The organism is Rhodovulum sp. P5, from assembly GCF_002079305.1.
Classification (GTDB): Bacteria; Pseudomonadota; Alphaproteobacteria; order Rhodobacterales; family Rhodobacteraceae; genus Rhodovulum.
The window spans coordinates 80544-102338 of sequence record NZ_CP015039.1 but is presented as its reverse complement, the minus strand read 5'-3'; the positions used below and the strand labels follow the sequence as shown (position 1 = coordinate 102338).

At 64.0% G+C, this 21795-nt stretch carries 24 protein-coding genes; 10 read left to right on the top strand and 14 right to left on the bottom strand.

Annotated elements, in window-relative coordinates:
• The first annotated feature begins 101 nt into the window (after nucleotides 1-101).
• Complete coding sequence (locus RGUI_RS00565) at nucleotides 102-569, top strand: TIGR01244 family sulfur transferase (RefSeq protein ID WP_081531269.1); 468 nt, start codon at nucleotides 102-104, stop codon at nucleotides 567-569.
• A 31-nt stretch (nucleotides 570-600) separates the two neighbouring features.
• Here the strand turns inward: RGUI_RS00565 and RGUI_RS00560 are convergent, their stop codons facing one another.
• The 6 genes from RGUI_RS00560 to RGUI_RS00535 form a co-directional block, all read right to left on the bottom strand.
• Complete coding sequence (locus RGUI_RS00560; protein ID WP_216640089.1) at nucleotides 601-3549, bottom strand: CheR family methyltransferase; 2949 nt, start codon at nucleotides 3547-3549, stop codon at nucleotides 601-603.
• A gap of 249 nt (nucleotides 3550-3798) precedes the next feature.
• The gene (locus tag RGUI_RS00555; protein ID WP_081531268.1) at nucleotides 3799-4020 is read right to left on the bottom strand and encodes a hypothetical protein; all 222 of its coding nucleotides are present in this window, start codon (nucleotides 4018-4020) and stop codon (nucleotides 3799-3801) included.
• Nucleotides 4021-4270: 250 nt separating this feature from the next.
• Nucleotides 4271-5662 carry an NAD(P)/FAD-dependent oxidoreductase gene (locus tag RGUI_RS00550; RefSeq protein WP_081531267.1) on the bottom strand — a complete coding sequence of 464 codons (1392 nt, stop codon included), beginning with the start codon at nucleotides 5660-5662 and terminating at the stop codon, nucleotides 4271-4273.
• A complete protein-coding gene (locus tag RGUI_RS00545; protein ID WP_253798693.1) occupies nucleotides 5649-5960 on the bottom strand; it encodes a (2Fe-2S)-binding protein in 312 nt (103 codons plus the stop codon). Before RGUI_RS00545 ends, RGUI_RS00550 begins: the two co-directional genes overlap by 14 nt.
• Nucleotides 5935-7035: an FAD-binding oxidoreductase gene (locus RGUI_RS00540; RefSeq protein ID WP_081535903.1), complete on the bottom strand. Its 1101-nt coding sequence runs from the start codon at nucleotides 7033-7035 to the stop codon at nucleotides 5935-5937. The genes RGUI_RS00545 and RGUI_RS00540 overlap by 26 nt, the downstream gene beginning before the upstream one ends.
• 376 nt (nucleotides 7036-7411) lie before the next feature.
• The gene (locus RGUI_RS00535) at nucleotides 7412-7927 is read right to left on the bottom strand and encodes a helix-turn-helix domain-containing protein (protein WP_081531265.1); all 516 of its coding nucleotides are present in this window, start codon (nucleotides 7925-7927) and stop codon (nucleotides 7412-7414) included.
• A 434-nt stretch (nucleotides 7928-8361) separates the two neighbouring features.
• On the opposite strand from RGUI_RS00535, the gene RGUI_RS00525 reads away from it, so the two are divergent.
• The 5 genes from RGUI_RS00525 (at nucleotide 8362) to RGUI_RS00505 (ending at nucleotide 12061) form a co-directional block, all read left to right on the top strand.
• The gene (locus RGUI_RS00525) at nucleotides 8362-10146 is read left to right on the top strand and encodes a transposase domain-containing protein (RefSeq protein WP_172841047.1); all 1785 of its coding nucleotides are present in this window, start codon (nucleotides 8362-8364) and stop codon (nucleotides 10144-10146) included.
• An 82-nt stretch (nucleotides 10147-10228) separates the two neighbouring features.
• Nucleotides 10229-11008 (top strand): AAA family ATPase, encoded by a 780-nt coding sequence (locus RGUI_RS00520; RefSeq protein ID WP_172841046.1) that lies wholly within the window; start codon nucleotides 10229-10231, stop codon nucleotides 11006-11008.
• Nucleotides 11008-11316, top strand: coding sequence for a hypothetical protein (locus tag RGUI_RS00515; protein WP_081531262.1), 309 nt, complete (start codon nucleotides 11008-11010; stop codon nucleotides 11314-11316). The genes RGUI_RS00520 and RGUI_RS00515 overlap by 1 nt, the downstream gene beginning before the upstream one ends.
• Nucleotides 11313-11648, top strand: coding sequence for a hypothetical protein (locus tag RGUI_RS00510; RefSeq protein ID WP_081531261.1), 336 nt, complete (start codon nucleotides 11313-11315; stop codon nucleotides 11646-11648). The genes RGUI_RS00515 and RGUI_RS00510 overlap by 4 nt, the downstream gene beginning before the upstream one ends.
• Nucleotides 11648-12061, top strand: a complete 414-nt coding sequence (locus RGUI_RS00505; RefSeq protein WP_081531260.1) for a regulatory protein GemA — start codon at nucleotides 11648-11650, stop codon at nucleotides 12059-12061. The genes RGUI_RS00510 and RGUI_RS00505 overlap by 1 nt, the downstream gene beginning before the upstream one ends.
• A 160-nt stretch (nucleotides 12062-12221) precedes the next feature.
• On the opposite strand, the gene RGUI_RS00500 is transcribed toward RGUI_RS00505, so the two are convergent.
• On the bottom strand, nucleotides 12222-12407 hold the full coding sequence (locus tag RGUI_RS00500) for a hypothetical protein (RefSeq protein ID WP_081531259.1): 186 nt from the start codon (nucleotides 12405-12407) through the stop codon (nucleotides 12222-12224).
• A 106-nt stretch (nucleotides 12408-12513) separates the two neighbouring features.
• Here RGUI_RS00500 and RGUI_RS00495 point away from each other — a divergent pair, with 106 nt between their 5' ends.
• The 4 genes from RGUI_RS00495 to RGUI_RS00480 all read left to right on the top strand — a co-directional run bounded on the left by RGUI_RS00495 (nucleotide 12514) and on the right by RGUI_RS00480 (nucleotide 15243).
• Nucleotides 12514-12921, top strand: a complete 408-nt coding sequence (locus RGUI_RS00495) for a hypothetical protein (RefSeq protein WP_156882826.1) — start codon at nucleotides 12514-12516, stop codon at nucleotides 12919-12921.
• A 1-nt stretch (nucleotide 12922) separates the two neighbouring features.
• Complete coding sequence (locus RGUI_RS00490; protein WP_081531257.1) at nucleotides 12923-13828, top strand: Mu-like prophage major head subunit gpT family protein; 906 nt, start codon at nucleotides 12923-12925, stop codon at nucleotides 13826-13828.
• On the top strand, nucleotides 13825-14739 hold the full coding sequence (locus tag RGUI_RS00485) for a phage protease (protein WP_081531256.1): 915 nt from the start codon (nucleotides 13825-13827) through the stop codon (nucleotides 14737-14739). Before RGUI_RS00490 ends, RGUI_RS00485 begins: the two co-directional genes overlap by 4 nt.
• A 102-nt stretch (nucleotides 14740-14841) precedes the next feature.
• Complete coding sequence (locus RGUI_RS00480; protein ID WP_081531255.1) at nucleotides 14842-15243, top strand: hypothetical protein; 402 nt, start codon at nucleotides 14842-14844, stop codon at nucleotides 15241-15243.
• A gap of 86 nt (nucleotides 15244-15329) precedes the next feature.
• Here RGUI_RS00480 and RGUI_RS00475 read toward each other — a convergent pair.
• The 7 genes from RGUI_RS00475 to RGUI_RS00445 form a co-directional block, all read right to left on the bottom strand.
• A protein-coding gene (locus tag RGUI_RS00475) for an IS630 family transposase (protein WP_156882825.1) occupies nucleotides 15330-16393 on the bottom strand; the annotation gives its coding sequence in 2 pieces (ribosomal slippage) (nucleotides 15330-15889 and nucleotides 15889-16393; 1065 coding nt in all).
• 322 nt (nucleotides 16394-16715) lie between these two features.
• Nucleotides 16716-17642 (bottom strand): hypothetical protein, encoded by a 927-nt coding sequence (locus RGUI_RS00470; RefSeq protein WP_081531254.1) that lies wholly within the window; start codon nucleotides 17640-17642, stop codon nucleotides 16716-16718.
• Entirely contained in the window at nucleotides 17642-18388 is a 747-nt protein-coding gene (locus tag RGUI_RS00465; protein ID WP_081531253.1) for a sulfite exporter TauE/SafE family protein, read from the bottom strand. The genes RGUI_RS00470 and RGUI_RS00465 overlap by 1 nt, the downstream gene beginning before the upstream one ends.
• A 9-nt stretch (nucleotides 18389-18397) precedes the next feature.
• Entirely contained in the window at nucleotides 18398-19711 is a 1314-nt protein-coding gene (locus RGUI_RS00460) for a TRAP transporter large permease (protein WP_081531252.1), read from the bottom strand.
• Nucleotides 19712-19727: 16 nt separating this feature from the next.
• Nucleotides 19728-20150, bottom strand: coding sequence for an ester cyclase (locus RGUI_RS00455; protein WP_081531251.1), 423 nt, complete (start codon nucleotides 20148-20150; stop codon nucleotides 19728-19730).
• Nucleotides 20140-20670, bottom strand: coding sequence for a TRAP transporter small permease (locus RGUI_RS00450; RefSeq protein ID WP_081531250.1), 531 nt, complete (start codon nucleotides 20668-20670; stop codon nucleotides 20140-20142). The genes RGUI_RS00455 and RGUI_RS00450 overlap by 11 nt, the downstream gene beginning before the upstream one ends.
• Nucleotides 20671-20781: 111 nt before the next feature.
• Nucleotides 20782-21756 (bottom strand): TRAP transporter substrate-binding protein, encoded by a 975-nt coding sequence (locus RGUI_RS00445; RefSeq protein WP_081531249.1) that lies wholly within the window; start codon nucleotides 21754-21756, stop codon nucleotides 20782-20784.
• Nucleotides 21757-21795: the final 39 nt, after the last annotated feature.

Genomic DNA, 21795 nt, shown 5'->3' with positions numbered 1-21795 from the left:
GCAGAGCCTTGACCCACGTCAAATGCACTTACGGTTTACATTGAAACCGGGGGGGGAAGCCGCGTATGTCTTGAAAGTGTAATATTAGGGGGGAGATCGTCTTGGGAAACGACGATACCAACGCACAGGCTGGCGACCTGCCGGCCATGGTGAAGCTGACACCGAATTTCGCGGCCGGACCGCAACCGGGCGCTGAGGCCATGCAGGCGCTGGCCGATGCAGGGTTCAAATCTGTCATCTGCAACCGTCCCGATGCCGAAGTCGCACCCGGTGAGCGTGCGGCGGACATGGAGGCGGCTGCCCGCGCGGCCGGGCTTGAATTCGCGGTGATCGAGGTTGTGCACGCCCCGATCACGCCGGACATGATCGCCGCGCAGAAACACGCGATGACCGACCTGCCGGGACCGCATTTCGCCTATTGCCGGGCCGGGTTCCGGTCGTCGGTGATCTGGGCGCTGGCCTCTGCCGGGACGCGCCCCACCGACGAGATCGTCGATGCCCTGACCAAGGCCGGGTTTGCGATGCCCGGGTTGCGGGCGCAGATCGATCGCTTGGCCGCCGCAGGCTGAGGATGTGACGCCACAAGACGCCGGGCGCGCCCTATTCTTGCGTGCCCAGCGTCTTGAACCAGGACGTGATCTCGATATGGCTGACCACAGCGGCGAATTCCCGCCCGACCACCGGCGCTGCGGTCATGTAGAACCAGCGTTCCTGTTCGGGTGAGTGGCAGGGATATTCGAGAGAGAAGGTCGCCCGCGACCCTTCAAGGATCTCCTTCACACCCTCATAGGCGCGCGCGGCGCTCAACGCGTCCTCGCATTTCTCCATGTCGGGCGCGCAGGTATTCGCCTCGCGGCAGATTTCGAGGTAGTTCGCCCCCGGGCCGCTTCTGTTCAGGTTCGGGTCGCCATTGGCGCGTGCGAACCGCGTCCATGCCGCATTGGTCAGCATGATCGTTCCGTCGAAATCCAGCACCGCGACATGTTCCGGCAGCGCGTCGATGATGCCCTGAAGCCGCGCGACATCGCGATAGACGGTGACGTTCATGATCGTCAGCACCGCGCCGCGCTGGCCCGAGGTCTGGATCGAATAGGGCACGATCCTGACCCGGTAGAGTTCGCCATCGTCGCCCACCACCTCCCGCTCACAGCGGTTCTCGGTCCGGATGGTTTCGTGAATGTCTTCGATCAGCGTGGTGTATTTCAGACGGTGGGCAATGTCCTCCAGGGGTCGCCCCACATCGCTTTCGCGCAGCTTGAAGACCGAACAGGCATCCGGCGAGAACCGCGTGATCGACAGCGTTTCGTCAAGGAACACCGTGGCCACGCCGACCGCCCGGATCATGCTGGACAGATCGCCGTTCAACCGGTTCAGAAGCGAGACCTTCTCCTGATACTCGGCATTGACGGTATTGATCTCTTCGTTGACCGATTGCAGTTCCTCGTTGGAGCTTTGCAGCTCCTCGTTGGAGGCCATCAGTTCCTCGTTGGTGGCCTGCAATTCCTCGTTCGAGGTCTCAAGCTCTTCGATCGTGGATTGCAGGTCGGCCCGCGTCGCGTCGAGCTGGCTTTCAAGGATGTCGATCCGCGCCTGGGCCACGGCCGCCAGATCGATCTGCTGCGGGATCGAACAGGTCTCTCCCGCCATATGGATCGGCTCAAAGCTGAGCAGAACGCTGGTTGTCGCGCCGGCATCGGACACCGGCGAGGCATACACCTTGACCACACGGGTCGTGTCGTCGGTCTTGAACTCAAGGGGTTCGGACACGACCTCCGCCCCCGTTTCATAGGCCTTGCGGGCCAGAACGCTTGCAACCGCGGCCAGCGTGTCGGGCAGGATACGGGTCAGATCAAGGCTGGCCTTGCCCGAACGCGTCCGCATGTAGGGCCGCAAATCCCCCTGGAAATGCACCGCCTCATAGCGGCTGTTCACGATGATCGACGGCGGCGCCCACCGGTCCAGCAGGGCCTGCATCGCCGTGTCGACGACAAGCCCCTTCTCGACCCGTTTCGCGGCCTCGGTGGTGTCGTGCCGCATGGGCTGCCGCCCGGTGCCTTGCGCTGCCCCGCTGCGAAAGCCCGCCGCCGGCGCCGTTCCGGACGACACATCGAGGCCCGACCTTTTGTCATGGGACACCCGGGTGAATATCTTGTTCGTCGTATCGATCGACTGAAACCCGTTCTGGGTCGCACTGATGGATTCGCTGTTGCCGAGAAACAGGAACCCGTTGTGCCGCACCGCGTATTGCAGACGTTTCAGCGCACGTTCCTGTGCATCGCGGCGGAAATAGATCAGCGTGTTGCGGCAACTGACCAGATCCATGCGCGTGAAGGGCGCGTCGGCCAGCAGGTCGTGCCGGGCAAAGACCAGCGACTGCCGCAGTTCCGCCGACACCGTCAGCGTCTCGCGATCCTGGGTGAAGAAACGCTCCAACCGTTCGGGGCTGACCTCGGCCGCGATCGAACTTGGATAGGTGCCCGCGGCCGCGAATTGCAGGTTGTCCTCGTTCACATCGGTGGCGAAGATCTTGATCTGGGGCGTGCGCGTGTGTGCGCCGAACGCTTCGTGCAGCAGCATCGCGATGGAATAGGCTTCTTCCCCGGTCGAACACCCAGCCACCCACACCCGCGCGGTGTCATGGCGGCTCAGCCCCTCGACGATCCGGGGGATGACGCGCTCTTCGAGAACCTTGAACGACTCCTCGTCCCGGAAGAACCGGGTCACCGAAATCAGCAATTCACGGCGCAGCGCAGTCAGTTCCTCGGCCGAGTTTACCAGCACGTCAAGGTAGTTGCGCAGGCTTCCCACACGCCGAACCTGCATCCGCCGCCCCAGCCGGCGCATGATCGTCGTGCTCTTGTACGATCTGAAATCGATCCCGCTTTCATCGCTGAGCGTGTCGAAGATCGCTTCCAGCGCATCGGATTCCGCCTGAACCGGTGTAACGGGCGGGGCTTCGGGCGACCCGCCCGCATCCGGCGCCGGGCGCAACGACAGATCGGTGGGATGTTCGTGGTGCAGGATCGCCCGTTCTGCCAGTTTCGCAGCCGGAAGAACCTCGTCCGCGACCCCCGCCCGCCGCACGCTCAACGGCATGCCGTCGAACTTGGCTTCCTCCGGATCCTGTATCAGCACAAGCCCACCGGCCGCATTGATCGCAATCGATCCGCGCGTGCCGTCCGACCCGGTGCCCGACAGGACGATCCCGATCGCGTTCTCCCCGAAATTCTCGGCCATCGAGGCAAAGAAGATGTCGATGGGCAGCGACAGCACCTCGCTGCGCGGGGAGAGTTTCAGCACGTCCCCTTCCACCCGCATCACCGCACCGGGCGGGATCAGGTAGACATGGTCGGGTTCGATCTTGCTGTCGGTGTCCAGCATCTTGACCGGCATCCTCGTCCGCCGGGACAAGAGATCGGCCATCAGGCTTTCATGTTTCGGCGACAGGTGCTGGATCACGACAAAGGCCGCGCCGGAATCGCAGGGGCAGGTCTCGAAAAACGTCTCAAGCGCCGATAGCCCGCCAGCGGAGGCGCCGATCCCGATCACCCACAGACCGTCGTCATCAACCCGTGGCGATACCGATCCAACTTGAGCGGTCTGGGCAGAGTTTCGGGAATTTCCTCCCGCGCGCTGTGCCGTTTTTTGCGCCATCATTCTGCCCCGAACACCACCAGAAACCGGAATGGTTGTTCAACCATGTGTTGCACACAACCCATGTTCAAACAAGCCGCAAGCACGACCCGCTCCTGCAGTGTTGGTCATTCGCGTGTGGGGCACTGAACCATGGAGCACGGATCAGTGCGCCTGGTCCTCTTCAAGAAGATAGTCCAGATCGGCGAGGCGCGGCGGCGTCGCCTGCCGGACCGCCTGCTTTGTCGCCGCAAGCTGGAACAGAACGTTCGAGATATCCGGGTTTCCGATCCTGTTCCTTTCGCAGAATTTCGAAAGGTAGATTTCCAGTCCGACCACCGTCTCAAGAACCTCGTTCAGGGCGTCTGCGCTGTCGTCACGTGCCATTTCTGTTCCCCCGTACTTGCATCTTGTGGCGCAACCGGTGCGGGAAGATGCGTAACGTCCGATATGACCTGCTCGGCACGATTGTCGCTGAGCTTACATTCTTGTGTCGTTCCACCTATTTAAGAACAATGTTCCTCGGGACAAGCCAAAGTTGTTCCCTCTACGACTATTGTATCATAGTTTCGTCATATTTCCGTCATGGAATTCGCTCATTATTCGCGCTTTCACATACGAACGGTTTCGCTTTCGGCTATTTTTTAGCCTCCGGGTCCGGTTCGGCCAACTGCGCCAGCTCACCCAGGGTAACGGGTTTCAGCGGCGGGCGGATTCGGACATACCCGGTTGCGTCGGGGCTTTGCCCGTTGGCCTTTGCCAAAAGCTCCGTCACGACAGGCCCGCAGATCCGCCCCTGACAGGGGCCCATGCCCACCCGGCCGAACGCCTTGGCCTGGTTTGGCCCCGTGCAGCCCAGCCGGGCAAAGCCGCGGATATCGCCCGCGGTGACCTCTTCGCAGCGGCAAACAACGGTGTCGTCGGCGGGCTGAAGGGCTTCGGCAAAGGGCGGATAGGCGGTATCGAGAAACGGCCGGACCGCCGCTTCGCGTTCCAGGGCCCGCCGCAGGGGCGCCGCCTGCCGGTCCCGCTCCGCTGGGCTGACCTTTCCCAGACTTTCGGCGATGCGCAACGCGGCAAGCCGGCCGGCAAGCTCGGCCAAGGTGGCGCCGCCGATCCCGGCCCCGTCGCCCGCAATAAAGACCCCCGGCATATCGCTTTCGCCCCAGCCATCCAGCACCGGCGCAAAGGCGTGCTGCCGGACGTCCCAGCGATGGCCGATATCCAGTGACCGGGCGGCCTGCGTGTTGGGGATGACCCCGTGATGCAGAAAGACGGTGTCGCAGTCGATCCGGTGGCGCCGGCCATTGCAGTGAAACGTGACCGCCTCGGCCGCCCCCGGCCCGGCAATCTCGACCTGCGTGGCCCCCACATGGCGCGGCACGCCGGCCCGTGCCAGCGTCCTGTGCATGTCCAGCCCCTTGGCCAGATAGCGCCAACCGCGCATCGCCCCCCCGACATGCCGGGCGGCGCGGGCCAGATCGGCCCGCGTCTGCGTCTCGACCAGCGCCAATGGGGGCGTGCCCGCCCGCACCATCTGCGCGGCGACCAGAAACAGCAACGGCCCGGTGCCAACCAGAACCGCCCGCTGCGCGACCAGCCCCGATTGCTTCAGCAGGATCTGCCCTGCCCCGGCGGTCATCACACCGGGCAGCGTCCACCCCGGCAACGGCATCGCCCGTTCCAGCGCCCCGGTCGCCAGCAGCAGACGGTCCCCGGTCACGACGCCGCCCCCGTTCCCGCTATAGGTCACCGAAAATCCCGGCTCGATCTGCCAGACGCAGGCGCCGGGAACGTAGCGGATCGTGTCTTGGCGAATGCCTCCGGTCAACCGCGCCCCCGTTGCGTAGTCCGGGCCCAGAACCTCCCCGCGAAGTGGCAGCACCCGGTCCACATCGCGATAGATCTGCCCGCCCGGGCGCTGCTGTTCATCGATCAGGATCACATCCAGCCCGCACCCGGCGGCCGTGGCAGCGGCGGCAAGGCCCGCGGGCCCCGCGCCCAGAACAATCAGGTCAGCCTTCGTCATGGCCACCCTCTCCCGCCTGCGGCAGGCCGATACGCAGTTCCTCCGTCACCTCCAGCATGCAGGCCTGCCGCGTCACGCCTTCGATCTCGACCAGACAGTCGAAACAGGCGCCCATCATGCAGAACGGCCCGCGCGGCGCGCCAGAGACCGGGGTATGGCGAAAGACCCGCACCCCCGCGGCCAGCAACGCCGCGGCAAGGTTCATCCCCTCGGGCAGGTCCAGCGGCGCGCCGTCGAACCACACCCGCACCCGTCGGGCCGGCGTGTCGGTTTCAAGAAACGGCAAAGCGGTCTTCACTGAACACCTCCAGGTCCGGCGCGGCGGCGGTCCCCTCCAGCCAGTCGGGCAGCAGGCGCCCATGCACCGCGGCAAGGGTGATGCCGCTATGGCAGGTGACCAGATAGGCCCCGGGCATCGTGGGGCTTTCCTGATAGATCGGCAGCCCATCCGCCGACAGAACCCGCAACGCGCCCCAACTGCGCACCAGTTGCGCGCGGGCAAGCGCGGGATAGGCCGCGACCGCATCGGCGGCCAGCTTTGCCAGACCGGGCCGCGTCACGCTGTCGTCAAAGCCCGTCTCCTCATTCGTGGCCCCGATCTGGATGCCGCCCTCGTCCACCTGCCGGGCGATCAGCGACGGGCGGTTGATCATCTTCGGCAGCTTCTCGGTTATCAGAACCTGCCCCCGCTGGGGACGGATCGGCGCCCGAAAGCCCATCTTGGGCCCAAGGTCGATGGCCCCCAGCCCCGCGGCAAGGATGACCTTGCCCGCCTCCACCTGCGTTCCATCGGCCAATGTCAGGCGGAACGCGCCCGGTTTCGCAACCTGCGTCACCCGCATGCCCGTCCGAACCTGCCCGCCCATACGCCGCACGTCATCGGCAAGCGCCAAGAGCAGCCGCAACGGGTTGGTGTGCCCGTCCTGATGGTGCAGGATCGCGCCCACGACCTTTGGGCCGATCTCGGGCTCTTCCTTGCGCAGGGCGTTGTGGCCCAGCACCTCGAACGGGTAATCGCCGCCGAGTTTGTCCTTCAAAGCGGTGTATTTCGCGACGGTGGCTTCCAGCGTCTCTTCCGAGAAATGCAGATCGAAGCCGCCGTTCTGGTCCACCGCGAATGGCCGTCCGGTGCTGTCGCCCAGCTCCGCGGCGAAATCGGCCCAGAGCTTCGCCGATTGCTGGGACCAGCGGGCATAGCGGGGCTGGGTCAGGCCCTTGGACTGCACCCAGATCAGGCCGAAATTGCCACGGCTTGCGCGGAAGGACCCGTCCTCGCCATCCAGCACCGTCACCCGCTTGCCCCGCTTCAAGAGGCCCCAGGCCACGGAAAGCCCGACGACGCCGCCGCCTATGATCGCGTAATCCGACTCCATCCCGTTCCGGTATTCCCCTGGTTCAGCGGCCCGGTTGGACCGGGGCGTTCGGAAAGTGATATCCGATTTCCCGGCGCCGTCCAGAACCACCTTGCGTGTTTGGGGCCGACCTTTGCCATCGTTCACCCCATCGCCTTGCAGATTGACCTGCGGGGGCAAACCTCGAATTCGACCCGGGGCGACCAGCCTGACGGCGTTCAATAGGTTTGATCCCGACCGAAAAAATTTTCACGTGTTTTCAGTTGGTTGCAGATGGCCGATTTCAACAGGTTTGATACCGATGGGCGTGCTTGAGGCCGGAAACGGGCCGTTACACCGAAAGTCGCAGAAAAAAGCCTAATGAAATCAATGGGGGCAAGCAGGGGCCGGAAACCAATCAGTTTCCCGTTTCCGTCTTGCTGAGAGCTTCTTCTAGCCCCGCCTGGAGGTCCGCGCGTATGTTACCGAACCGATGGCCGTTCGCTGCGTAGGCTTGCATCGTCTCCACGAACTCCATCATGCTCCGGGCTGCAATCGTGGCGTCGTCGTTCCCGGCGATCCTGTCTTGTGCAAGGATTGAGGATGCTGCTTTCTCTTGTTCCTTCCGAAGCCAGTGAAGAAGAGCCATCACGATATTGAAGCAACCCAACGCGTAATCGCGTTGTCGAAGGTTTGGCGCGAAGCTCTCGATTGAGCGGCCGACCAACCAGTCGATTGAGACCCCCATGCCTTCGGAGATCGCAAGCAGTGCGTCGATACCCGGTCGTTTCGGCCCTTTCACCCGCATGTAGCTTTCCAAAGAGCTTTTCGGCAGGCCGCAGCGTTCGGCCATTTCCTTGATGGTGAGGCCCTCCCGGTTCTGAACGATATGTAGGCGCTCCACGAGAATATCCGGTCTGCCGCTGTCATTCATTGACAAGTTCCCATAGTGCGCCTAGCATACTATCGTAATACGCTGGAGCTGCTGGTCATACTAATGTCAGGTTCTAACACACTCGGGAACGTACAGAAAGCCGAATATCATGCGGTTCGCGCCGGGTTCGTTGCCCAAGGTACGACCCTGTCCGCTTGGTGTGATGCCAATGGAACCCGAATACAGAACGTTCGGGACGCCTTCTTCGGGAGATGGAACGGCCCCAAGGCCAAACGGATGATTGCTCGCGTTAAGAAGGCTTCGATGGCTCAGAGATGATCTTCACAGTTGCGGATATTGCCGGTCTTCCTGATCATCCGACCACACCACAGGGGGTTCGCAAGTGGCTGAAAACACAGGGCGTAGAACCACGGCTGGATGGCAAGAAGTTTGTTTTCGAAGTATCAGGATTGCCCGAAACCACACGCTTGGCCTTGCTCCGAAGGACCTGCAACGAGCTGCACCTTGATCCGGGCACCTATGACGACGCAGCGCACGCGGCGTTGATGGAGGCCGCACCGTCGCGACGGGACCGGGCCGAGCGGAAAGCGGCGATGGCGCGGGTTCTGGTTTCGCTTGCGGATCAGGGTGTGAACTGGCCGGATCGGCAGCGATTGATGGCCGAACGGTTCCCCGATGAAGCGGTTTCAAAGCCCTCTTTGAAGCGGCTTCTGGCCGCGGTCGAAGGGGTGGACCCGATCAACTATGCCCCCACGCTTCTGGATGGACACAAGGGCGGGATGGTGACGGCCGAGATGTCGGAAGATGCATGGCGGTTCTTCATGACGGAGATCCGCGAGGCTGCGCCTGAATGGCCCTTGAAATCGGCTTGGAGCAAGGTTCGCGACACTGCCCCGGAGATGGGCTGGGACTGGCCGTCCTGGCCGACAGTCTGGCGAAGGTGGAATGCGCTTGACGAGGCGCAAAAGCTCGACGCGCGTCTCGGAAAGGAAGCAACCATCAAGCATCTGACCCAACCGGCGCTTCGCGACAAGACGACAATCGGACCGCTTGAGTGGGTTTCTCTCGATGGGCGAACGCTCGATTTCTGGGTTGATTGGGGCGACGGGCGGGCCGTGCGGCCCGTTATGCTTGTCCTTGTGGACGTGGCGTCGAACTACATCTTGGATTTTGAACTCGCCCAGCATGAAAACGCGGCGAGTACCGTGCGCCTGATCAAGCGGGTGTGCGAGCGATACGGGATATTCGACCGGCTCTATACCGACAATGGTTCGGCCTTTGCCGGGCATCTGGTGGCCGGTGGCAACGTACACCGGTTTCGCAATGGTGGGCGAAAGCGGGAAGGCGTCCAGCCACTGGGCATTTGTTATCATCTGGGGATCAAGCTCCATTTCGCTTTGCCGCGAAACGCTAAGGCCAAGATAGCGGAACGCACTTTTGCGGCCCTTTCCCGCGCCGTTGATGACGGCCCCGAGTTCGCGGGCGCGCATGAAGGGCATAAGCCCGGAAGTTCGCCTTCCCCGAAGGTCGTACCGGTGCCGGTGGCCAAGGCGGAAGCCGTACTCCGGCGCGAGGTTGCCCGCCACAACCGGGAGAACGGGCGGCGCAGTCAGGGAGCGAACGGGCGCTCCTATGAACAGGTGTTCAACGACGGACTTGACGCGCGCATCATGCGCAAGGCAACGGCCCGGCAACTCTACCTGTCTGGCCTGATCTATACGGATGTTGCCGTAGATCGCCATGGCCGCAGTACTGTTGGGCATTGGACCTATGGCGGTGCCGGTACGCAACAGGTGCTCTTGCCCTTTCACCGCAAGAGGGAACGCATCCTCTTGGGCCGCGATCCGGACGACTTCAGCGCCCCGGCCATAGCCTTCGAGGCGAACTGTGACATCATTTGCGAGGGCATCGAACCCGTGAAGCGCGGTGCTTACGACAGTGTGGACGGCGTTCGCGATGCCAAGCGCAACGACAAAGCTGCAAAAGCCGCGCAAGCCGCGGCCGAGGCGGCGAACAACTATCTTACAGATCAAGAAAGACAGGCGGCATGGGCTGCATTCGAAGCGGCCTGCGCGGCCGAGGATGCCCCGCCGGAACCACCCGAGGCGGTTGTCGCCGGGCGGTTCGGTGCGCCGCTGCGGGAAACTGCGGCCCCGGCCGAGGCGGACGAGGAAACCGACGAATTGAAGGAATTCCATGCCGGGCTGGACGCACTGATCGCGGCCAAGAAGAAGGCCCGGCTTGGGAAAGGGGCATGAGGAACGCTGGCACCGTTCCCCATGCCTGTCACCGAGGGCGCAAGCCCTCCGATCAACAGGAGAAAACATGGCAGAACTTCATGTGATTGCCAATGCCGGAACGCTCCGGCGCGATATCGGCGACTTCGCCGAGACGGCGGTTGCGCTGGACATCCTGCGCACACTCGACCTTGTGCGCTTCAGCGACGGCCCAAAAATGACCTGCATCGCAGGTATTCCCGGCTGTGGGAAGACAACCACTACCAAGCAGTACTGCAAGGATCTCGGACGCGACGGCATCTATATCGATATCGCTTCCGGCGAGGGCACCGCGTGGAACTTTGCCAAGCGACTTGCGCATGAATGGATCGATTACGCGCCGAGCCTTGGCAGGTTCAACACACTGACAGAAGCGCGGATGACTCTGTCTTCCGCCGTGGGCAAGGGGTCGCTTCTGGTCATTGATGAAGCGCAGCACCTTCACCAGCGGAACAACAAGAACGGCAAGAAGACCGAGGCGTTCGAATGGGCGCGCGCGCTGGCCGAAAAGGGTGAGTTCGATCTTGTCTTCTGCGGTGACATGCGACTTCCGGCGGTGCTGGACGACATCCCACAACTAAAAAGCCGGATGCTGCGCCCGGTGATCGTCACGGAAGTGAGCCGCGCGGACGTTGCCGCACTTGTGGAGGGCACACCCTACGCGATCGGCCCGGCGGTGGACGCGCTGCACAGCGTTGCGCGCATGGCCCACGGGCTGCGCAGCGTCGAGATCGCGGTATCAGCCGCGCTATCCAGCGCAACCGGGAAAGGCGAGCACCCCACGCTTGCCCATCTGAAGGGAGCAATCATCGACATGAAGCTCGCACCGAAAGGCGGGAAGTGATGGCCGAAGCGACGATACTGGTGCCAATTCCCGAAGGGATGGAAGCCTTTATGGCGGAGCGCGACATGATGGTCACGCCGCTGTCGGAGACTGAAGCGGTGGCGTTCGCCGAATGCCTCGACCACGCGCACAAGACGTTGCGGGCCGCGGCCGAGTTGCCGTCGCCGCCTTCGGCTGAGGACTGGGCCACCTGGCGGGCGCTCTTCGCCGCGGGCGATCATCAGATGGACCTTGTTCGCACGACGCTCGGGCGTTCCGCCCGCGCCCCCCGGATCGTGGCACGCAAGGAAGGGGAAACGCTGCAATGACCGAGAAGACCCACGAATTCACCGACCGGGAAATCGAACGCATACATGAAGCGTTCAAGGAAGCTTCGATCACCATTTCGCAAGCGGTTCAAACACTCAATCACCTGACCGATGCGCTCGAAAACGGAGATACCGGCTATCTTCAATCCGTTGCCAGCTTGGCCGGAACGGGCCTCTACCGGATGCAACAGAACCATGAGGCCGCGATGCAGAGCTTCGAAGAGGTTGTTCGCCGGAAGAACCGCGCGCGTCGCAAGCAGGAGGCAGAGGCCGCGGGACTGCCTGTCGACACCCAAGGCATGGTCTGGTCCGGCCATGCAGGGGGCGTGTGATGGCGTTGTCCAGCAAGCAGACCGCCCTGATCAAGGTGGCGACAACGAAGCTCGGCATGCCCGACGCGGTCTATCGCTCCGCCCTGGTGGAGATCGCTGGCGTCACCACGTCCAAGGATCTGGACGCGGAAGGCTTCGACGCCCTGATCGGCTGGTTCCAGTATCTCGGCTTCGAACCGGGCACCCCGCGTGGGAAGGACTACGGTTCGCGGCCGGGCATGGCGACCTTCGCGCAGATCGAACTGATCCGGGAGTTGTGGCGGGAAATCCACGGGGCAAGCGACTGCGACGATGCCGCCCTGCTGGGCTGGCTGCGCAAGTTCCACAAGGTGGACAGCATGCGCTTCCTGACGATGGAGGGCGCGCGCAAGGCTATCACCGGCCTGAAGGCATGGAAGCGCCGCGCGGCCTGACACGGCCCCCGAACCGTTGCCAGGGGCGGTGCCGAAAGGCGCCGCCCTTGTCGTTTCCGGCTCTGCCCGCTGCCCCCACGCGCAATGCCGTTTAATCGCCCCGGAGCGCGTTCAAAAATAGCCATGCCGCAAATTCGGGGGGGAAGGGGGGCGCAGACGCCTACCGGCCTTCTGTGCCTCTCTGAGCGGCCTCGTGTTCCTCAAGGAGTTTTACCATCGCTTCGGCATCCTTGATGGCGAGATCGCGGCCAACGACATCCTCAGCATCCGCACGCACTTCTTCGAGGTACGCGCGCCAACCTTCAAGGTCCAGGAAGTCCGGAGTAGGTCTCAGAACGATTTTCACCTTGCCGGCCTCCCATGTCGTGGCGCTGCCAACCGGAAACTACATCCCCCGGCTATACTGGTAAACCGGGTGATATGCCCAAGGCATCCGAAACCGGAGGATGCCCGTGTCGAGAGATGACTTCTTTTCCGTTGCCAGCGTAGTTACAGAAGCCTTGGGCGAAGACGCCTGCGCGCGGCTGATCGAGGTTGCAGGTGGCCAGCGGATTTGCATCCCGAAGCGGGTTGGCGGACGGCTGCACAATGCGCTTGGCCCGGACATCCTCACGGTGCTTGTCGAGCGTTTCGGCGGAATGGAAATCGACATTCCGTCGCGCGCCGGATGGCGGCGCAAACGCAATGCCGCCCGGCTGCGCCACGATGCGCTGAATTCGGATATGAGCGCCAACGCCATTGCCGCCAGGCACGGCGTGACAGCGGCCTATGTGCACAAGCTGCGCGGAAAAGCCCGCAAGGCGAAGGCTTCCTCCAAACCCGCCCCCAAACCCGCCCCCAAACCCGCAAGGACCACCTGACATGGATATCGCGGCTTCCGCCCTGGACGAAATGTTCAGCGGCTTCAACACCGTCTTCAACAACGCCCTGAACGCGACGTCGATCTACTGGAACAAGATCGCCATGGATGTGAAATCCACCGGCGCCGACGAAACCTATGGCTGGCTGGCCAGCGTGCCGCAGATGCGCGAATGGCTGGGCGAACGCCATATCCGGGCCGTGGGTGCGGCGCGCTACACGCTGGAGAACCGCAAGTTCGAAAGCACGATGCGGGTGCAGCGCGACCATATCGAGGATGACCGGCTGGGCGTCTACGCGCCGCAACTGACGATGATGGCGCACGCCGCGGCCACGCATCCCGACGAACTTGTCTTCGAGGTTCTCAAGCGCGGCTTTGCCGAAACCTGCTATGACGGCCAGTTCTTCTTCGACACCGATCACCCGGTTGAAGATACCGACGGCGACGCGCAATCGGTCTCGAATTTTCAGGGTGGCAGCGATACGCCCTGGTTCCTTCTGGATACAAGCCGCCCGGTCAAGCCGCTGGTGTTCCAGACCCGCGTTCCCTACAAGCTTCAAACGCTGACGCGGGATGAGGATCACAACGTCTTCATGCGCGACGAATTCCTCTACGGGGTTCGGGCGCGGGTGAATGCCGGTTATGGCCTGTGGCAGTTCGCCTATGGCTCCAAACAGGTGCTGAACGCGACCAACTATGCAGCAGCGCGCGCGGCGATGCAGGCGCTGCGCTATGACGGCGGCCGGATCATCGGCGTAACCCCGACTGTGCTGGTGGTGCCCCCGTCGCTGGAAGCCGCCGGCCGCGCGCTGCTTCTGGCCGAAGAACTTGAAGGCGGTGGCGCCAATATCTGGCACAGATCGGCGGATCTTCTGGTCTCGCCCTATCTTCAGGACGGATCGCCATGAGCGCGGACCAAACCCGACTGCCGGCCGTGCCGCTGGCCGATACCGAACTCGCCTGCGCGGCGGCCGGGGCAGAAAGCTGGGTACAGCTTCTGCCCGCGGGCGAATTTCCCCTGGTGGACCGGCGCGGGCCGTGGCGCGTGACCAATGCCGCGGCGGTGATCGCCCGGTCTCAGGGTCAGGTGACCCGCGGCATGCCGGTTGATATGGATCACGCCCTTGACCGCAAGCACGAAAGCGAGGCGCCGGCCGCGGGCTGGATCGAAGAGCTTGCCGCGCGCGAAGACGGGATATGGGCGCGCATTGCGTGGACGCCCACCGGCAAGGCCAAGATCGAGGGGCGGGAATACCGCTTCATCAGCCCGGTTGTGCAGGTCGCCAAGGGCGAAGTCATGGCCATCCAGCGCGCGGGCCTGACCAACGATCCGGCCATTCCCGGCATGCAGGCCCTGTGCGCGGCCGAAGACGCGCCGGCCGACTTCACCCCCGAAGATGTGGTGGAGCTGCTGCGCGAAGCCCTTGGCGCCCCGGCCGATGCGCCGGTTGACGCGCTGATTGCACAGATCCGGGCGATCATCGCAACCGCCGATGGCCTGCGAACCGACACCGGCCCGGCGAAGGAACTGGCGTCAAGCTATATCTCGCTTCTGTCCGAGGTGCATGAAGGCCGCGTCGAAGCCGCTCTGGAACGCGCCCGCGCCTCCGGCAAGCTGGTTCCCGCGATGGAGGGATGGGCGAAGGAACTGGCAACGGCCAACCTCGCCAGCTTCGAGGCATGGGAAGCGAATGCGCAACCTGCCGTTATCCTTGGTCCGGCGCTGCTTGCCGGGAAGGTGCCGCCGGCCGCGCTGACGGGGGCGACCATGAGCGCGGAACGCCGCGCGGTGCGTGCCCAGCTTGGTCTTGACGACTGAGCGCATGAGGACAGGGCCGCGGGGTTTTGCAAGTTGACCGCGGCCTTTCGGCCCGTGGCGTCCACATCCAGCGCCACGGGCCACCAGTCACCGGGGGAAGACATGGAAACCGACCGCCCCGAACCGACCGAAGCCGCCTGTGCCGCCGATCCTGTCGCCGCGGCGCACCTTGCCCTGGACGAATGCAGCCGCCTGCAAGCGGCCCTGACGGCTGCGCTTGCCCGCGCGACAACGGCCCTTGAAACCGCCCTTGAACACCCCGTTCAAGCCCCTGTTCAACATGCCTCTGAACGCCTGCCCGACGCCACGGCCCACCGCGCCGCCCATCGCCCCGGCCGGCCGCCCAAGATCGAAAGCGACCCCGAAGTCCGCGCCTTCGTCCTCGCCCGCATCGACTTCATGTCATACGAGGCGCTGGCCAAAGCGGTAGCCGACAACTTCCCACCCGAACGCCGCGTCGGCCGAACCGCGATCCACACCTGGTGGCAGCGAAACAAGCGTTAAGCCATCCGGAATACTCCGGAAACTCCCGGTCACTTCCGGTGAAACGGGGTATCAAAGCAGATGAACACTAATACCAAGGGCTCCTTTCATTGACCCACTTTTGCCCAACCTCTTGTTCCGATTGACGTGATGACGTCCGGGAGGGCGATCAGGTTGTTCCAGGCTTGGCACCCTGCATCGAGGATCGCGTCGTACGTGTCGAAGACGCGGTTGGCGAGCCAGGTCTGGCGGAGATACTGCCAGATATTCTCGACCGGGTTCAGTTCGGGCGACTTTGGCGGAAGAAAGAGAAGCGACAGATTTTCGGGGAGGGTCAGCGCGCCGGTTATGTGCCAGCCGGCCTGATCCATGAGGATGACGGCGTGTGCACCCGGTGCCACCGCCATGGCGATTTCGTCCAGATGCGCCTGCATCGCCTCGGTATCGGCCGTCGGCATCATGATCGCGGCGCCGGTGCCGCGGGCCGGGCAGATCGCGCCGAAGAGGTAGGCGTTCTGGTAGCGCAGGTCGGCGGGCTGACGCGGGCGGGTGCCCTTGCGCGCCCATTGCCGGACACGGCTGTTCTTCTGCCCGAGCCGCATTTCATCTTGGAACCAGATCTCGACAGGCGTTCCCGGGGCGACGTCTTTCAGCGTCTCCTCGACCTTCTCGGAGAAGTTTTTTTGAACGCTTCGATGACATCCGCATCCTGTTCGGGGTGCTGAGGGCGTGTGCTGACATGCGAAAACCCCAGATCATGAAGGATCTGACCGACATGGCGCACATGATAATCCACGTCGAACCGCTCCTTGATGACGCGTTGCAGATCGACCCGACGCCAGCGCACGACGCCGTCTTTCTCGAAATCGGGGCCGGCCTCCACGATCCTTTCCAGCTCGTCCAGTTGTTCGGCGCTCAGACGCCGCCTTGGCCCGGGCGACTTACGGTCGACCAGCCCGTCCGGGCCCTCCGCATTGAAACGGTGGACCCAATCCCGCAAAGTCTGCCGATCCATCCCGCCGATCCGCGCAGCATCGCCACGGCGCATGCCATCGCGCACCGCTGCAAGCGACAGAAGCCGCCGGCTCTGGTTGGCATCGGAACTCTTCGCCGCGAGCTTGCGCAGATCTTCGGCGGTGAAATCAGTGCGAAGGGAAACTCTGGCAGGCATCGGAAACTCCTTTGCCAACCATGGAATCAGATCGCCGGCGCGCCGGGAATCCCAGAAATCCCGAATGAGTCAGACGCCGACGCCTCTGGTATGAGTCAGACGCCGACGCCTCTGGTATAACACAGCCCGGGTCGCGCCCGACCCTTGGGGCGGGAGGGCGCATGGCGATGTCTTGCGCCGCATGCACGTCATTCGGGCTTTTGGGATAAAGCGCATCACACAAGCGGGTCGCCGCGCCCTCCCAGGGTCGGTCCCGCCCCTCCTCATACCGCGCCGCCCCATACAAGCGCTGGCGCGGGTTCTTTCTTGCGCAACGAACCTTTCACCCCCGGTACAATCGCCCCATCAGGATGGGCGTCAGGTACATCGGGATCTGATAGCAGCCGATGAACAGCAGGATGGGCCCCGTCACCTCTGCCGGCAGGGCCACGAGGAACAGCGCGATGTTGCGGTTCCCGGCAGAGATCGCCAGCCCCGTCCGCTGCGGTCGCAGTCGCGTTCGCCCCAACCAAAGGAAGGCCACGACCTGCGCCCCGAGATTGGCCGCAAGCGCCAGCGTCAGCCACGCCAGGAACGCCAAGGGGCTCTCAAGCAGGGTCGGCCCGGCCTTGGCCATCAGGCCAACCACCACGACCACCATGGCAAGCGCCGACAGACCATCCAGCATGGCGATCGATCGCGGCGCGGGCGCCCGCCAGACGATTCCGCGGATCAGAAAGGCCGCCCCGCCCGCCAATGCGATCACCCCCAATAGCCGCCCGGCCGCCGCAAGAACGGGACCGGCCCCGCCAAGCCCCTCGGCCACGAAGAACACCGGCAAGACCGTGACCGGCAGGCAGGCCGTCGCCACGACCAGAAGGCGCAGCGCCGGGGCCGGATCGCCGCCGCTGAGCACCGTCAGGTTCGGGCTGCCCGCAATCGGCGGGGCCGAGGCCATCAGGATCACCGCCAGCGCCGCCGGGCTGCCCCCCAGCCCGGCAAGCCCGAAGCCGGCCGCCAGCGCAAGCGGAACCGCCAGTTGATAGACCGCGACCACCCCCAGAACCGAGGGCAGGTCCCGCAGCGCGCCGATGGCCTGACGCGGCCCGATGCGAAGGGCTGCCAGAAACATCAGCGCCGCGATCAGGGCGGGCAGCCACGGACGCATGGCGCCAGCCACGCCCGGCAGCAGAAAACCCGCCCCCAATCCGGCCACAAGCAGAATACGGCCATAGCGCCCGGCCGCGATCAGAACCGAGCCCGGCCCCATCACGCCAGGCCCCGGACGATCAGCATCAGCGCCGCCAGGCCGCTGACCGTCAGCAGCGCGGGGCGATAGCGGCGGTCGAACCGGCCCCTGAGACGCGCGGACACCGCGAAGCCCGCCAGCATGCCGGGCACCATCAATGCGGCAAGGGCCAGATCATGCAGGCGGAACCACCCCGCCCAGAACAGCCCCGTCAACGACAGGACACAGCCCAAGGCAAAAAACGCCGACAGGGTGGGCCGCGCTTCGGCCCCCGGCCGGTCCTGATAGATCATGGCCATCGGCGGCGCCCCGACCGAGGTGATCGTGCCCATGATGCCCGACACCAACGATGTGCCCACAAGACGCGGACGGCTGAACCGAAGCCGTAGCCCCGCCAGCGACAACGCAACGGCAAGCCCGGTCATCGCACCGAACACCAGCCCGAAGGTTTCCCGGTCCGGCAGCCGGACCAGCAGCAGCGCGGCCAAAGCCACCCCCACGGCGCGCCCGGCGGTGCCGGTCCAGACCTCTGGCCAGACGATGGCGCTGCGTTCGCGCCACGCGGCCAGTGACGACGTCGCCAGACCGATCAGCAGGGTCGGCACCGGCACGAAACCCGGATCAAGCAGCGCCAGAAGCGGCGCGGCCACCAGCCCGAAGCCGAGGCCAAGGCCGAACTGCACGATGGCCCCGGCAAACACGATCAGCAGGATCGGCGCCACCAGCCAAAGCGACGGCAGCAGCCCCGGGACGACATCGGGCGCCATCGGTGCGGATCAGCCTCCGGCCCTTTGCCGGATATTTTCCGGCAGCCATGTGGCAAGCTCCGGAAAGGCGATCAGGACAAACACCATCACCACCATGATCAGGAACATCGGGATCGCGGCCTTGGCGATGAACGTCATCTCGTGCCCCGTCATCCCCTGCAGCACGAACAGGTTGAACCCGATGGGCGGCGTGATCTGCGCCATCTCGACCACCACCACGATGAAGATGCCGAACCAGATGATGTCGATGCCCGCCTGCCGGATCATCGGCTCCACCACCGCCATGGTCAGCACGACCGAGGAAATCCCGTCAAGGAACATGCCCAGCACGATGTAGAAAACCAGAAGCGCCATCAGAAGCTGGAATGTCGACAGATCCCAGCTTGCGATCAGGTCGGCCAGCCCCCGCGGCAGCCCGGTGAACCCCATCGACAGAGACAGGAACGCTGCGCCCGACAGGATCAGCGCGATCATGGCAGAGGTCCGCACCGCGCCCATCAGGCTTTCGGTAAAGGTGCCGAAGGTCAGCGACCCTTGGGTCGCGGCCAGCACCAGCGCGCCGATCACGCCGAAGGCCGCGGCCTCCGTCGCGGTGGCGTATCCCATATACATCGACCCGATCACCACGAGGATCAGGCAGATCACCGGGATCAGGAAGCGGGAGTTCTTGACCCGCTCCAGCATCGTCATCGGCGGTTCGGGCTGCGGGTTGAACGACCGCGACACGAAAGACGTGATGGCGACATAGGCCATGAACATCCCCGCCAGCACCAGACCGGGCAGAACCCCCGCCATGAACAGCTTGGTGATCGACTCGTTGATCGTCACGCCATAGACGATCAGCGTCAGCGAGGGCGGGATCATCAGCCCCAGCGTCGCCGCCCCTGCCAGCGTACCGATGACCATGTTCTCGGGATAGTCCCTTCGGCGCAGTTCCGGGATCGACATCTTGCCCACCGTGGTCAGCGTCGCCGCGGACGAGCCCGAGACCGCCGCGAATACCGTGCAGCCGACGATATTGGTGTGGATCAACCCGCCGGGCAGCCGCGCCATCCAGGGGCTGAGCCCCTTGAACATGTCCTCCGATAATCGGGTGCGATAGAGGATTTCCCCCATCCAGATGAACAGGGGCAGCGCCGTCAATGTCCATGAGGAGGAGGAGGACCATATCTTGGTGATCATCGCGTCGCCCGCCGGGCGGGTGGTGAAAAGCTCCATCCCCACATAGGCCACGCCCATCAGGGCCAGCCCGACCCAGACGCCGGACCCCAGCAGCAGGAACAAAACGAACAGGAAGATCGCGATGGGGGCGAGTTGTTCCATGTGTCGGGTCCCTTTCTCAAGCAGTGATCTGGCGATAGACGCCCAGCCGGTCGGCGATCTGCCAATGACCGGTCAGGCGATCCTCGGCGTCGAAATCATAGACCGTCGCGCCGGTCATGCGGATCGGGCGGCCCGTGGCAGGGACGCCCGGCAGGTCGCCCAGATGGGTCCCGGCCCAGTCCCAGAGAACGGCAATGCTGTCGCCTTCCTCGATCATCCGCAACGGCGTGAAGGTCTGATCGGGCGCGGCGGCGCGGGACTGCACAAGCCGGTCCCTGAACCCGGCGCGGGTCAGCGTCTGCCCTTCCCACGGATCGCCGGGATCGTTGTGAATCGTGTAGCTCTCGGCGACGAATTCGTCGACGGCGGACGCATCGCCCCCGGACCAGACCCGGTCGAGGAACAGGGAAAGGCGGGCTTTGCGCGGGCTATTCGGCATGGCTCTGGTCGACCAGATCGCGGCGGATGCCGTGATCGCCGGTAAAGATCAGGCGGATCAGGTGATCCCAGAAACAGATCGCAAGAAGAACCGTACCGACCGACATCGCGATCTGCGGGATCCAGATCGGCGTCTTGTCGAGCCCCTGGCTGATGTCATCAAGCTTGTAGGACCAGTAGGTGCCCTTGATCGCATAGCGGGCAAAATAGGTCGTGATGACCGCCCCGATGCCGAAACACCAAAACTCCCCCCAGCGGCGCCGCTCCCCCAAGGCCGTCAGGAACAGCGAGACGCGGATATGGGCGCCGTGGTTCAGCGCATAGGCAAAGGCGAAGAAGGACGCCGACGCCATGCAATAGCCCGCATAGTCGGTCGCGCCGGGAAAGGTCTGCCCGGTCCAGCGGGCCAGCATTTGCAGCACGATGATCACAAGGATCGCGATCAGGAAGAACGAGGCGATGACCCCGCCCAGCAGATATAGAAAATCCAGTATGCGCCTGAGCGCCCGTGCCGCTGCCATATCCTGCCCTCTGGTTGTCGTCCCGGTTGCGGGGCACAGCCCCGACACCGGCCCGGTATCCCCGCCCGAACGGACAACGGGCCGGGAAATTCCCGGCCCGCCTGCAGCGCGTTACATGCTGCCTTTGTATTCCTCGACGATGGCGCGGCCGGTGTCGCCGGCCTGATCCAGCCATTCCTCGGTCATGGTGGCGCCGATGGCCTTCAGGTCCTCGACCAGCGCATCGCCCGCGCGCTGCACGGTCATGCCGCCTTCCTTCAGGCCGTTCAGGGTGAACTGGGTGTAGTCCTTCGACCGTTCCAGCCCCTCGGCCGCGGCCTTCGTGGCACAGTCGTTCATCACCGCCTTGGTCTCATCGTCCAGCCCGTTCCACGCGCCCATGTTCACGAAGACGGCGTTGCGGGGCAGCCAGGCGTCGACCTCGTAGAAATGGCTCAGATGTTCCCACACCTTGCGGTCATAGCCGGTGGCCCCCGACGAGATGAAGCTTTCGGCAACGCCGGTGGCCAGTGCCTGGCTCAGTTCCGCGGCCTCCACCTGCACCGGGATCATCCCGGTCAGTTCCGCCATCCGGGCGGTCGCGGTGGAGTAGGAGCGGAATTTCACGCCTTTCATGTCCTCGACGGAGTTGACCTCCTTGTTGAAGTAGAAGCCCTGCGGCGGCCACGGCACGGAATAGAGGTAATGCAGGTTGTCCTCGGCCAGCACTTCGCTCACCGCGGGTTCGGCAATCGCCCAAAGCTTTTCATGCTGGTCAAAGGACGACACAAGGAACGGGATCGAGTCCACGCCGTAAAGCGGGTTCTCGTTCTGGTGGGCCGACAGCAGGCGCTCGCCGATATTGGCCTGACCGGTCTGCACCGCGCGCTTGATCTCATTCCCCGAGAACAGAGAGCCCGACGGATGGGTGACGATTTCCAGCTTGCCGCCGGTGCCCTCGGTCACGCATTGGGCAAAATGCGCGCCGACCTCGGAATGGAAGTTGGTCGCCGCATAGGCCATCGGCATATCCCATTTCTCGGCCATGGCAGTGGTGGCGGCGGTGATCATCGCCGTGGTGGCCAGAAGCGTCTTCAGTGCCTTCATCGTAATTCTCCCGTGTTGGACTTTGTCATCCGGTTTTCC